The sequence below is a fragment of the Thermus tenuipuniceus genome (assembly GCF_002964845.1).
Lineage (GTDB): Bacteria > Deinococcota > Deinococci > Deinococcales > Thermaceae > Thermus > Thermus tenuipuniceus.
In genome coordinates this window covers 1-14,088 of sequence record NZ_KZ672968.1, presented here as the reverse complement: position 1 = coordinate 14,088, position 14,088 = coordinate 1, and the positions used below count along the sequence as shown (strand labels likewise).

The 14,088-nt window shown below is 66.5% G+C and carries 4 protein-coding genes and 1 pseudogene; all 5 read left to right on the top strand.

All coding sequences use genetic code 11. The features are described 5' to 3' along the window. Positions 1–107 precede the first annotated feature (107 nt). Complete coding sequence (locus tag C2847_RS04220; protein WP_105317223.1) at positions 108–599, top strand: hypothetical protein; 492 nt, start codon at positions 108–110, stop codon at positions 597–599. Positions 600–612: 13 nt separating this feature from the next. Beyond that, a pseudogene (locus C2847_RS04215) lies at positions 613–3,201 on the top strand (NEW3 domain-containing protein); the annotation flags it as partial. A gap of 119 nt (positions 3,202–3,320) precedes the next feature. Beyond that, complete coding sequence (locus C2847_RS04210) at positions 3,321–6,008, top strand: DUF11 domain-containing protein (RefSeq protein ID WP_128415155.1); 2,688 nt, start codon at positions 3,321–3,323, stop codon at positions 6,006–6,008. Continuing rightward, a complete protein-coding gene (locus C2847_RS12805; RefSeq protein WP_164835632.1) occupies positions 6,005–11,410 on the top strand; it encodes a hypothetical protein in 5,406 nt (1,801 codons plus the stop codon). The genes C2847_RS04210 and C2847_RS12805 overlap by 4 nt, the downstream gene beginning before the upstream one ends. 422 nt (positions 11,411–11,832) lie before the next feature. Next, positions 11,833–14,088 (top strand): DUF7933 domain-containing protein (locus C2847_RS04200; RefSeq protein ID WP_341865798.1); only part of this gene is annotated, 2,256 nt, incomplete at its 3' end.

Sequence of the window (14,088 nt, the reverse complement as noted above, 5' to 3'; positions counted from 1 at the left end):
CCCTTTGGAGCTCCCATGGGGATGTTCAGGCAGCGCCTCCCAGGGAGCGCTTTGCTTTTTCACAGGTTTTTCACAGCCCTTTCTTAAGGTCTCTCACGGAGGTGGGTATGCGACGGGCTCCCTTAGGCATTGGCCTGCTGCTGGTTTTGGCCCTAGCCCTGGCCCAAGGCCTGGGCCTTGAGCTCAAGCCTTACCTGGTCAAGGTGGTAGAGGGCAAGGAGGTCTACGAGGAAAACCCCTTAAGCGTAAAGCCGGGGGACGTTTTGGAGTGGCGCCTGGTGGCGGAGAACCGCTCCCAGGGCTACCTCCGGCAGGTGGCCTTGGTCATCCCCATACCCAAGGAAACCTTTTACCAGGAGGGGAGCGCCAAGCCCCTCGCCCTGAACGGGTCCACCATCCGCCCGGAGTTCAGCTTTGACGGGGGGAAGACCTTCGGCTTCCCGCCCTTGAAGAAGCGGGTCCAGGTGGTGGAAAACGGAAAGGAGGTGGAAAAGGAGGTAGAGGTTAAACCCGAGGAGTACACGCACGCGAGGTGGGTCATCCCCGAGATGGCAAAGGGAGCTAGGGTACAGGTTTCCCTGCGTACGGTTGTGAGGTAAGGAGGTAGAAGGAATGAAGATTGTTCACAAAGCGCTTTTCCTAATCCTGGCGCTGGTGCTGGGGGTGGGCCTGGCGGCGGGTACCCCGGCCGGGACGGCTATCCAGAACGTGGCCTCCGCCAGCTACATTGACTCGGCAGGCCAGCCCAGGACCACCACGTCCAACCTGGTCACCACCCTTGTACAGCAGGTCTACAGCTTCACCATCACCCCGAACGGCATAAAGGCCAACCCGGGCCAGATCCGCAACGCCCTTCCCGGGGGCCAGGTGCTCTTCAACTACGTGGTGACCAACACCGGAAACGGCACGGACACCATCAACCTCAGCACGGCCCAGGACTCGAGCGATAACTTTGACCTACAGAACCCCATAATCTACCTGGACGCCAACTGCAACGGCAACCTGGACGCGGGCGAGGCGCAGGTGACCAGCGTCACCCTGGCTGCCGACCAGTCCGCCTGCGTGGTGGTGGTGGCCCAGATCCCCACCACGGCCACGAACGGCCAGTACGGCAACCTGAACCTGGCGGGTACCTCCGCCGGCAACTCCACCGTCACCGACAACGACAACTGGGCCCGCGCGGTGGCCACCACCGGTGCTGCCCTCACCGCCTTCAAGTCCGCTTCGCCTTCGGGCAACGTTCAGCCTGGTGGCACCATCACCTACACCATCAGCGGCGCCAACACGGGCGGGAGCCCTGCGTACGGGGTCCCGGTCACTGTGGACGGCACCTCCAGGACGGGCATCCTCATTGAGGACACCATCCCAAGCAGCCTGGTGGTGAACGCCATGCCCACGGGCTCCGCAGGGGCCGGAAGCATCCGCTACGTTTACTACAACGGCACCAGCTGGGTGACCCTCAACTCCAGCATGCTTCCCATCACCGGCAACGGCACCAAGAAGATCGGCATGCTGATTGAGGGGACGGGTGCCTTCTTCCCGCAAGGAGCCCAGTACACCTTCTCCTTCACCGCCAACGTGCCCAGCAACGCTCCTGCCGGAACTTCCTACGCCAACACCGCCACGGTGAAGTTTGACGCCAACGGAAATGGCGACGCCAATGACCCTGGGGAAACGGTGACCACCAACACCACCACCCACACCGTGGCCGCCATGTACCAGCCGGTGGTGGGCTACCCGGGCAACGTGACCCTGGGCAACGAGACCCAGGTCGTCGCCACCGCCTACGCGGGCCAGACGGTGAGCTTCACCAACGCGGTGCGCAACGACGGCAACGCTCCTGATAGCTTCAACCTCACCCTGCAGAACTCCACCTTCCCCACCGGCACCGTCTGCGCCATCTACGCTGCGGACGGGGTGACGCCCATCTCTGGTCCCATCGGGCCCCTTGCCAGTGGGGCCACGCAGAACGTGGTGGTGAAGTGCCAGCTTCCCGCCGGCTACTACGAAAACCCCGCGGATGGTCCCACCACCGTGTACAAGGTGGAACTCAAGGCCACCAGCGTGAACGACCCCAGCAAGTCCGACCTCACCACGGACCAGGTGACGGACATCCTGTTGGGTTACGCGGTGGACCTGGCGGCCCTGGGGTACTCCGGTGATAACAACGCCGGGAACGACAATCCTGCTAACCAGACTGCCAACCCCGGCCAGACCGTCTACTTCCCCCTGGAGGTATACAACGCCGGGAAAAATGCGGATGTCTACAACCTGACCGCCAACCTGCCCAGCGGCTGGAGCGTCACCTTCTACCCCGACAACAACTGCGACGGCACGGCGGACGGTGCCCCCATCACCAACACCAGCCTCCTCAACCCCGGCCAGAAGCAGTGCGTGGTGGCCGCGGTGAGCGTGCCTGCCAATGCGGCTCCTGGGGCTAACCCTGTGAGCTTCACCGCCACCAGCACCACCCTGAGCGGGGTGAGCGACACCGTGAGCACCACGGTGAACGTGAACACCGTGGCCCAGGTGCTCTTGGACCCCGACCGCTCCGGCACGGTGACGAGCCCGGGTACCCTCACCTACACCCACACCCTCACCAACAACTCCAACGCCGGTGCCACCTGCAGCATCTCTGGCTCCGGCGGGGCCTACGGCTGGACTTATCAGTACTCCTTGGACGGCACCACCTGGCAACCCAGCCTGAGCGGGGTGAGCGTAAGCGCCAACGGCGGCACCCAGACCATTTACGTCCGGGTCATCGTGCCTGCTGGGGAGCCGGTGGGCCGGGTAGACGTCAACACGGTAACCGCCAACTGCACGGTGAACGGCAACTCGGCCACCGACACCGCCACGGAGACCACCACCATCGTGGGCGGCGAGCTCCGGCTGCAGAAGTCCGTGAACAAGGACTTCGCCTACCCGGGCGAGCAGCTCACCTACACCATCACCGCCGAGAACATCGGCACCGGGAACCTCACCAAGGTGATCGTTTCCGATCCCATCCCTGCCTACACCACCTTCGTGAGCGTTTCCGCTAGCATCTCCGGCTTCCCCACCGGCGCCACGGTGCTCTACTCCACGGACGGCACCACCTGGAGCACCACGCCGCCTTCCTCGGTGCCCACAGGCGGCACGGTCTATGTGGCCGTGGACACCGACGGGGATACCACCATCACCAACGCTGACGTTATGCCCCCTNCGCGGGGGGGGGGGGGCCCCCCAAGGGGGGAAACACAAAGCGAGAAAAATCTTTCAGAAGCGTTTTTTGGCGGGGTTTTCACAGGGGAAAAGGAGGATGAAAAAAGAGGATGAAGGGGATGCGGACGAGGGGTAACATTGGGACCAGCCTGGGGAGGAGGCTCCTCTGGCCTTTCCTCGCCTTTTCCCTGGCTCTGGCCTGGGCCATGACCCCCGCAGGGACGGTGATCCGCAACCAGGCGGTGGCCCTGGTGGGGCAGGAGCGCTACCTTTCCAATCCTGTGGAAACCGTGGTGGCCTCCCTCTGCGTCCCCCTCCTCTCCCCGGACGGCACCCCCACCTCCCCGGGGCAGGAGGCCCGAGTGAGCCCTGGGGGGTACGCCCACCTGCCTTACGTCCTCACCAACGGGGGCAACAGCCCCTTCACCTTCCGCCTCTCCCACCTCCTGGGCCCCCGGGACTTCACTCCCGAGGAAGTAGCCTTCTTTCCCGACCAGAACGCTGACGGCCTCCCTGATGGGGCCACGCCCATCGCCCAAGCCACCTTGGCCATGGGGGAGAGCCTGAGGCTGGTCCTACGGGTGAAGGCGCCTTTGGGGGCTACGGGAAGCCTCCTCCTCACCCCTGTGGCGGCCTGCCCAGACGGGCGGGAGGACCGGGAGAACTGGGCCCGCCTGGTGGCTGCACGGGGGCCTATCCTGAGCCTGGAGAAGCAGATGCCCCTCGAGGGCCTCCCCGGCCAAGAGATCCTCGTGGTCCTGCGGGTGCGCAACCTGGGAGACCAGGAGGCTTTGAGAGTAGTGGTGCAGGACGAACCCCTGCCCCTGCCCTTCCTGCCGGGTTCGGCGGCGGCCCCTAAGGGGCGGGTGGAGTATTTTGACGGCACCGCCTGGCAGCTCGCTGAGCCCCCGGCGGTCAGGGGGGTGCGCCTGGTGTTGGACCGCCTCCGGGTGGGGGAGGAGGCCTTCCTCTCCTTCCGCATGCGAATCCCCCCCGGAACACCGCCCCAGGAGGTGGTCAACGTGGCCCGGGCCAAGGGGCCGGGGAGCCCCGCCGAGGGCCGGGCGGTGGTGCGGGTGCTTCCGCTATGGGAGCACCACCTGGGCCCCAAGGGGAACCCGCGGGCTCTGCCGGGCGGGGAGGGCTCCGCGGACGACCGGCAGGGAGGGAGGGCCCTTGCGGGCCAGCCCTTCTGCTTTGCCCACACCCTAGAGAACGCCGGTACGGGGCAGGATGCCTATACCTTGCGGTTAGAGGGCCTGCCGAGCGGGGTAGGGTACAACCTCCTGGACCTGGGGGGCGCTCCCTTGGCCCTGCCCCTGGTCCTGGCCCCAGGGGAGCGGCGGGACTTCCAGGTGTGCTACCTGGTGCCGGATGCCCTCTCGTTCACCGCCAAGGTGGTGGCGGTGTCCGCCGCCACGGGGAGGGAGAACGCCACCTGGGACGCCCTTGCCGTGGTGGCCCCCGGAGCGCTTACCCTGGTGAAGGAGGCGGATCCGCCCTCAGGCACCACCCTGCGACCCGGGGATGAGATCGCCTACACCCTGCGGCTCCAAAACGCCTTCGCCCCCCTCAGCCGGGCGGTGGTGGAGGACCCCCTCTCCCCCTATGTGGAGTTCGTGGCGGCCTCCCACGGGGGGGCGTACGATCCTGCGGGGCACCGGGTGGTTTGGACCCTGGACCCCTTGCCCGTGGGGGAGACCCTGCTTACCCTGCGGGTTCGGGTCCGCGGGGATGCCCCGGACGATGCCTTGGTGGAGAACGCCTTCCTCTTGCGCTCCGCAGAAACCCCAAACCCCATCCGCTCTAACCCCGTGCGCCACCCCGTGTTCGGGGCGAGCCTCCTCCTCAAGAAGGAGGTGCGGCCGCAAACGGCCCGGGTGGGGGATCTGCTCACCTACCGCCTCATCCTGAAGAACCCCTCTTCCGTGCCCCTTACCGTGCGGCTCACCGATACCCCGCCCTCCGGCACCCGGTACGAAGCGGGGACGGCGTACCTGGGGTGCTCCGAGCCCAGGAGGGTAGCCGAGCCCCGGGTGGAAGAGGGGCGGCTCATCTGGGAAGGTTTGGCGCTTCCCGGAAAGGGCGAGCTTTGCTTGGAGTATAGGCTCCGCATCCTCCCCGGGGCCCCGGAGAACCTGGTTAACGCGGCGGAGGCCCTGGGAAACAGCTCGAACGGCGCTGCGGTGGCCAGCGGAAAAGCCCAGGCTCTCGCGCGGCTGGACCCCACCCCCTTTACCCTAGGTGGGGTCCTCCTGGGGAGGGTCTTCCTGGACCTGGACGGGAATGGGGTTTTCGGGCGGGGCGACGTGCCCTTGCCAGGGGCCCGGGTGCTCCTCGCCAACGGGGTCCAGGCCCTCACGGACGCTTCCGGGCGCTACGCCTTCCGGGGCCTTGTGGGGCTCCACCAGGTGATGCTGGATCCCGCCTCGGCCCCCTTCCCGCCCCTGGCCTTGCCCGAGGACCTGGGGGAGGGGTACCGGAAGCGGGTACTGGTCCAGGGGGCCACGGTGGTGGACTTCCCCTTGAGGCCGCCCAAGGGCTTCGTGAGGTTCCTGAGGAGCACCACCCTGCGCATGGGGCCCTTCGCAGTGGAGAAGCGGCTATTGGAGGTGGAGGGTAAGTTCATGGTGGAACTGCGCCTACGGAGCGCCGAAGTCCTTCCTGAACTCACCCTCACCGATCCCCTGCCCGAGGGTGGGGAGAAGGTGTTCCAGTACGAGGCCTTTTCGGGGGAGGAAACCCTGGTGTATGCGGTCCCCCTCCCCACCCTGACCGACCCCCAGGTGCGTTGGAGGTATCCATGAGGTGGTGGTTTGCTTGGTTGTCGGTGCTCTTCTCCTTGGCCTTTGCCCAGGTGGAGTTCAAGGCCACCGTGGTGGGAACGGGCCTGGAGTGGGAGGTGGACCGCCTCGAGGTCTGGCTCCTGCCCCAGGCTCCCGTGGGAAGGATCGCCCTGTACTCCCCCGGCTTTGACCCCAACGATTACCGCCGGACTCTCCTGGGAGGGGAGGAGCTAGGGGACGAGCGCTACGACCGCGGCGAGGGAAAGCTGCGGGCCGTGTACGAGCTCTACCAAGGGGCTACCCTCCTCCGGCGCCTGGAGGTAGGGGTGGAGCCCCACCGGGAAGTGGAGTTTTTCCGGGGTCCGGTGGAGGCAGGATCGGTGTACCGGCTGGTGGCCCGCTTTGAGGGGCTTGGCAAGAACACCTTTTTGCTCCGGGCAGAAGGGTTCGCCGCGCAGCTGGACCCCAAGGCCTATGTTCTGGACCTGCGCCCAGGGGGTGCGGGCCTCAACCTTCGGCAGCTTCCCGGGGAGAGGGGGCGGTACGAGGAGGCGTTGGCCCTCGAAGTGCCCCCCTCCTTGGTGCCCTTCGTTGTGCGCTTCTACGACGAGGACGGGCCCGCCGAGTTAGCCTCCCGGGTGGGGCTCCCGGATGGCCGCGTGGAGGCGAGGGAGGTGTCTGGGGACAGGGCCTGGGCCGAGTACCGCATCCTCCTCCCCGGGGTGACCCGCTTCCTCTTCGCCCAGCCGCCCACGGCCACCCAGTACTCCAACACCATCGCCTTCCAGGCCCAGGGATGCTTGGCGGTGGAGGGTAAGGTACTCAAGGCGGTGCCCCCTGGCCCCAAAGCGGTGCGGGCCGTGGACCCTGAGGGGAGGCCCCTGGACCTACGGGCCACGATCACCCCCGAGGGCCTGGCCCGCCTGGACCTCCCCCAGGGCTACCGGGTCCTGGAGGTGCGCACCCAAGGGGCGGTGGTGGTGCAGGGGGAAACGGTTTACTTCGGTTGTCCAGGAGGTGAGGCCACCTATGTGGTGGCGGTTCCCGAGGCGATCTTACGGGTGCGGGTGCTTTTGGACCTGCCTTCGGGGGATCGGCCTGGGGAGGGGTTTTTCCGCTATGGCTCCGAGGCCCGGCGGGTGGTGGGGGAGGAGCGGCTCCGCCTAAAGCCCGGGGTCTATCCCCTGCGCCTGGAGGCCGAGGGAGCGGAGGTCCAGGGTCCTAGCGAGGTGCGCCTGGCCCCTGGGGAGGAGCGGGAGGTGGTCTACCGCCTGCGCCCCCAGGTGGCCCTGACCCTGAGCCCCGAAACCCAGCGCCACCCTGAGGGGGAGGCAGCCCGGCTCGTGCTCCGGGCCACCACCGCCTACCCCGGGCTTCTTCCCGCCGAGCTTTCCCTGGAACTCCCCCCGGAGCTTGAGCCCCTGGGCCCCACCCGGTTGACGGGGGTCCTTTCCAAGGACCGCCCCTTGGAACTTCCCCTCGAGGTGCGAGGCCCCGCGGGCAGCTACCAGGTGAGGGGTTCCCTGGCCCCTTACGGCCAAAGCCGCGTGGCAGGGGTGGTCTTCTACCGCAAGGCTGCCTTTACCCTGAAAAAGGAGGCCCTCACGCCCAGGGTGGAACGGGGCGGAGAGGCCCGCTTCCGCCTCACGGTGGTCAACGAGGGGGACGAGGCGGGGAGGGTGCGCTTGAGGGACCCCGGCGGGGCGGGCCTCGAGGGCCCCGGCCTGGACCAGGAGGTCTACCTGGAGGCCCACCAGGGCAGGAGCTACGAGGTGGTCTTCCGGGTGGTGGGGAAGGGGGTTTTGGTGAACCGGGCGGAGCTCCTTGGGCCTGCAGGGGTCCTGGCTCGGTCGGAAGCGGCGGTGGAGGTGCTCCTTCCCAAGCCCTTCCTCGCACGAGAGCTGCCCTTCCGCCGCTACCTGCCGGGCGAGGCGGTGGAGCACCGCCTGGTGGTGCGCAACCAAGGGGAGGCCCCCTTGCGCTACACCCTGGAGGACGCATGCCCCGACTTCCTGGAACCCCAAGCGGCCCGCTTTGAGGGCACCCTGGCCCCGGGGGAGGAGCGGGTCCACACCTACCAGGCCCGGGTGCGCTTTGGCCCCGAAACAGAAGGGAGCTGCCAGGCCACCTTGCGTTATGCCGAAGGGAGCCTGCAGGCAGAAGCCCCCTTGGCCCGGGTGCTCCTCGGCCTGGCCAAGGAGGCCCTTCCCTCGAGGATCCTGGAGGGCAGCGAGGCCACCTTCCTCCTCACGGTGAAAAACCCCGCCGACCATCCGGTGCGGGTGCGCCTCCTGGACACCCCTCCCCAGGGCTTGGAACAGGAGGCCTTGGACTGGGCAGGGGAGCTGGGGCCAGGGGAGGCCCGTACCTTTCCCCTGAAGGCCAAGGGTGTGCCCGTGGGGGCCCACCGCAACCGGGCCAGTGCCTTCGTGGGGGAGACGCCTGCCGCCTTCCCCGCCGAGGCGGTGCTGGTGGCTTTGCCCCTTTTGGTGCCCGAACGGCTTTCCGAGGTGCGCCTGCCCTTCGGCGTGGAGGGAAGCGGGGAGGGGCTTCTCTTGGCCTTCACCCTCCCGCAGGGAGGGGAGTACGTGCCAGGGAGTGCCCGCTTGGTCCTGCAAGGGAACGGGCTACCCCTGGAGGACCCGCTCGTTTACGAGGGACGGCTTTACTGGCGCCTTCCCTTCTATGCCGCGGGTGAGGTGCGCTTTACCCTGCGCCACCAGCAGGCCCTGCCTCCCCTTGCGGAGCCCGGCCTAACCCTCCTTGCGGGCGGAAGGGAAGTGCCCTTGCAGGGTGTGGCCAAACTCTCGGAGTACCGGCAGGCTAAGCCCTTCCCGGGGGAGCGCAAGGGGGTAATCCGCGAGCCCAAGGATGGCGAGGTGTTCCGGGACCGGGAGGCCATCCGGGTGGTGCTGGAGGCCCCCCTGGGCCCGCTCACCCTGAAGGTGAACGGGGAGGCGGTGGGGCAGGATCGCCTGGGCAAGGCGGAGCTGGACCAGGGACGGGGCTGGCAGCGCCTGGAGTTCTACGGCGTGCCCCTGCGGGTGGGGCGGAACGTTTTGGAGGTGGAAGGGGTGGCCCAGGACCGCCTCGAGGTCTTCCGCACGGGGAGCCCCACCCACCTGCGCGTCAGCCTCTTGGAGGCCAAGGCGGACGGGCGCACCCCCATCAGGGTGCTGGTGGAAGCCCTAGACGAGAACGGGCTTGCCGCCGGGTTCGGGCCTGTCACCTTGGAAACCGACCTGGAGCCCCTCACCCCTGACGCCTTCTTGGAGATGTCGGGCTACCAGATCCTGATGAAGGACGGGCGAGCGGAGCTTCTGCTTCGGCCCCTGGTGGCCCCGCGGGAGTTCCAAGTGCGGGCGGCCTTCAACCGCCTCGAGGCCCAGGGGCGCTTCTTCGCCGGGGAGGGGAAGGAAGGGCTATGGCTTGCCCAGGGGAGTGTGGGCGTGGCCCTCCAGGACCTGGGCGCTGGCCTCAGCTTGGAAACCCTGCGCCTTTTTGGCCTAGCCCGAGCCTACGCCGAGGGTCCCCTCCTGAACGGCCGGGGCCAGCTGGCCCTGGACACCGCCGGGGGGCTTTCCGCCAAGCTCACCCAGGAGCGCTTCCCCATCACCGGGGCCGCCACGGAGGCCAAGCGCCCCCTCACCTCCGACGACCCCATCGCTTTCCGATACGATCAGCAGGAGTTCTCCATCGCCTACGAACGGGCCCCCCTGGGGGCCGGCCTGCCCGAGGCCACTGCCCTTCGGCTTTCCACCCGGGGGGAGGTCCGCCTCGAGGCCTTCCTGGGCCTCCTGCCCCGGGGAACGGTGCGGGAGGTTCTTAGGCCCGACGGCACCTCCTTCTACCGCCTCTCCCAACCCGCCAAGCCAGGCTTGCTTACCCTCACCCTGGTGGAGGGAGCCAGGGAAACCCGCTTGCAGGAGGGCAAGGACTACGTGGTGGACGACCTGGGGAACATCCAGCTTGCCCGTCCCCTCTTCCCCACCACCCCCGACCTGGCCCCCGTCTACCTGGTGGCGGAGTACGCTCCCCTCGCGGCGCCGCGCGACCTCCTGGCCTATGGGGCGGGGGCGGTGTATGAGAAAGAGGGCTGGCGCTTCGGCCTCTCCGCCGCCTACCTGGACCAGTGGCGCTATGGGGCCGAGGTGAGCTTCCAGCAGGCGGGGGACCGGTTGGCCTTTACGGGCACTTACGCCGGGGGGCGGTTCGGCCTCGCCTTCGGGGCCGAAGCGAAGCTTGGGGCCTTCCGCCTGCGGGGCGATCTCCGCTCGGACGACTTGGCCCAAGGTGTGAAGGGCGTCCAGGGCCAGGCCCGCCTGGCTTACGAGGAGGGCTCCTTGGGGGTGGCCTTAGAGCACTCCACTCCCGCCCAGACCGCCCTCCTCCTGGAGTACCGGCCCCAGCCCTTCACCTTAGGGGCGGGGGTGGGGTACCTGTGGAACGAGGGCGCCTGGGCCCTTCTGGGCCGGGCTGGGTACGAGGAGCAGGGGGCGAAGGTCCTCCTCACCCACACCCAGGCCTTTGGGCTGAGCAAGGCCATCAGCCGCCTGGACGCCGCCTTGCCCCTGGACCCCAATCTGGCCCTCGAGGCGGGCCTGGCCTACGCCTGGGGCGAGGGCTTCTCCGGCGCCCTGGGGCTGAAGCAGAAGCTTTCCGCGGCTAACCTGACCCTTGCCTACGAGCTCCCCACCGCCAGCGGCCAGGGCAACCGCGCCCGCTTTGGCGTGCAGGCTCCTTTCCCCCTCACGGACCGCTGGAGTCTGGACCTGACGGCTGGGGCGGAGCGGAGCTTCGCCACCGGGGAAGGCCTCACTTCCTTCGGCCTCGCCGCCCGTTATAAGGAGGAGGCCTTTAGCGCTGCCCTGGGGGCCGAGGCCTCTTTCGGTGGCCAGACCAAGGTGGTTCTGAAGGGTGGGGCCGCGGGGAGCCTGGACGAGGAAAACACCCTCTCCGCCGACTTCGCCTTCCAGGTTCTTCCCCAGTTCCAGGGCCGTTTCAGCTTGGCCTACGCCCTCTTCGCCCGGCAGTGGAACCTCCTTACCTACCACCGCCTCCTCTGGGAAGCCGAACCCCTCCTGGAAGGGGAGGCCCTCCTCGCCTACCACCAACCGGGCTTCCAGCTCCGCCCCGGCCTGGCCTACCGGGTGAAGCCCCAAGACCCCTTAGGGAACACCTACCAGCTGGGCCTGGGGGGCAACCTCTACCTAACGGACCGCTTTGGGGTGGGCGGGGCCCTTTACTACCTCTTCCAACCCGGCACGGGGGCAAGCCGCCTGGCCTACAGCGTGGAGGGAAGCCTCCGCCTCCTCAGGGGCCCCGTGGACTTCTGGCTCAACCTGGGCTACGGCTTCGGCGAGACCCTCCTCCAGCCCGAGGGATTCTACCTGCGCCTGGACTTCTTCGGAGGTAGCCGATGAGGCACGTGTATCTTGGCTTTGCTCTGGTTGTTCTCCCCTTTTTAGGGCTAGCCCAGGCCCAAGTGGTACGCTCCTTCCAGGAAGCTTTCCGGGTGGAGACCACCGGGGATATCCTCGTCGTGGGCAACACCTTGATGACCTGTAGGAGTGATGGCCAGACCGTTACCCCCTCCCGTCCGCCCTCCTGTGATGCAAATAACCAGGGATTAAACAACGCTCAGCAGATGGCGTTTGTGGATTTTGATACCGCCCCTTCCACCACAAACTCCTCTAGCAGCCTCCTAAGCCTTCCTTCGGGAGCTACGGTCCTATGGGCGGGGCTCTACTGGGGCGCACGGGCGGACCCTAACAACGCTAACCGCGCCCAAATCCGGATTAGGCCCCCTGGTTCTCCAACCTACCAAACCGTGACGGGGGATGTTGTGACCATAACCAACCAGGGCGCCCCAACCAGTCGCCCCTATGCGGCCTTTAAGGATGTCACCTCCCTGGTGCAAAGCGCCGGATCTGGGGAGTACTGGGTGGCCAACATCACTGGCCTCACCGGCAATGACGACTTAGGCTTCTACGCTGGCTGGAGCTTGGTGGTGGTTTACCGGCACCCTGCTGAACCCTTCCGCCGTCTGCAAGTTTTCCATGGTCTAGCTGCCATCAATAGCGCTAACAACGTAACCCTCACGGTTTCCGGTTTGCTCACGCCATTGGTAGGCTCCGTGGAGGCCCGGGTGGGTGCGGTAGCCTGGGAAGGAGACGGAGGCATTACTGGCGACTCTTTACAAATCAAGCCCACCCCTAGCCTCGCCTGGGCTACCCTCTCTGACGCAGTTAATCCATCCGACAACTTCTTTAACTCCACCATCAGCCGTCTAGGCCAACATTACACCAACCGCACCCCTGCCTACCGCAACACCTTTGCCCTTGATGCCGATGTGGTTCAGTACAACGGCTTACCCAACGGGACCACCTCGGTGGATCTGCGTTTCACCTCCTCTCAGGACGTTTATTTCCCGCAGGTCCTTACCTTTGCCATCAACCTGTACCTCCCCGACTTGGTCACCACCTTTCAAAAAGGCTACAACGACCCGAATGGGGGCCAGGTGGTGGTGGGGGATGAGCTGGAGTTCCAGATGAGCTTTCAAAACACGGGTACCGACGGGGCTACCAACGTAGTGCTCACCGACCCCATCCCCCTGGGTACCCAGTACGTGCCGGGTAGTCTCCGCGTGGTGCAAAATGCTTCCGGAGCGCCCACGGGAACCTTTACCGACCAGGCTGGCGACGATATTGCCGAGTATGATCCCTCCTGTCCAGAGCACGGAGGAGTCCCTTGCGTGCGCTTCCGTCTAGGCCAAGGAGCCAACGCCGCCCAAGGTGGCTTGATTCTCCCTGCGCAAGGGGCTAGCGTGCGCTTCCGTGTCCGGATATTGCCGCAGGCCGCAGGCCAGACCGTGACCAATACCGCAAGGGTCTCCTATAACTCCCTAACCCTGGGCACCGGTTATAGCAAAACGGCTGGCGTCAGCGTTGGCGTGAGCGTCCTCTACCCTCCTACCCTTAGCAAGGCCTTTACTCCAGCCTCCATGCCACCAGGCGGTACCAGCACGCTCACCCTTACCCTTTCCAACCCCAACCCTACCTCCGCCACCCTAACCGCCCACCTGGTGGACGCCTTGCCTAGCGGTCTTGTGGTGGCTAACCCTTCAGGGGCTAGCACCACCTGTTTGGGAGGCACCCTCACGGCAAACCCAGGGTCAGGTACGATCATCCTCTCCCAAGGCGCTCAGATCCCTGCCCATGGGAGTTGCACCGTAACCGTAAACGTTACTGCCAACGCGCCCGGGTCCTATACCAACACCCTGTCCGCAGGTGCCCTGCAAACCGATGCTGGGGCCAACCAGGAAGACGCCACCGCTACCCTAGCGGTGACGGGTTTTAACCTTTCCGGGACCATTTACCACGACATCCAACCCAACGGCCTTAGGGATCCCAGCGAGGATTGGACGAGTGGAACCACCGTCCATGTCAGTCTGGTTCAAGGGGGCACCGTGGTCCAGTCCGTGGTTGTAAACCCGGGTACCGGGGCTTTCTCCTTCACGGGTGTGCCTCCGGGTTCCTACACCTTGGTGGTGGCCACCTCGCCTTCCACTACCCCCCAAGCCCCTGTGGGTTGGCTCTTCATCAACCCTGGAGATGGCAAACGGGAAGTTCTTGTGGATGGCTCTCTCCAGGGCCTTGACTTTGGCCTCTTCCACGGGGGCGTGATCCAGGGACAGGTGTTCTTGGATGACGGACTGGTTGGTGGAAATCCTAACAATGCCCTTCGGGACGGAGGAGAGCTGGGAGTAGGCGGGGTGGTGGTAACCGTTACCGATGGCAGCAACACCCGCTTTGCTCTTACCGATGGTGCGGGCCTTTACCGCCTCTACATTCCCTATGCCTGGGGCAACCTCACCCTCTCCCACCCCCTGCGCCCGGCCACGGGCTGGAACGACGGGACCGTGGCAAGCCCGGTGGGGAGCTGGGCTTTGGCCACAAGCCCCACATCCCCTGGGGCCGTGGTGAGCCTCGGGGCCGCCTCCGCCCTGGCGGGCCAGACCCACACCCGGAACTTCGGGGTGGTGCGGGATAGCCGCCTCTACCCGGATGGCTCCGGACAGACCTCCTCGCCGGGTACCTAC

Excerpts from the sequence above, each read along its gene's own strand:
- C2847_RS04220 (WP_105317223.1), top strand. The coding sequence starts at position 108 with ATGCGACGGGCTCCCTTAGGCATTGGCCTGCTGCTGGTTTTGGCCCTA.
- C2847_RS04210 (WP_128415155.1), top strand. The coding sequence starts at position 3,321 with ATGCGGACGAGGGGTAACATTGGGACCAGCCTGGGGAGGAGGCTCCTC.
- C2847_RS12805 (WP_164835632.1), top strand. The coding sequence starts at position 6,005 with ATGAGGTGGTGGTTTGCTTGGTTGTCGGTGCTCTTCTCCTTGGCCTTT.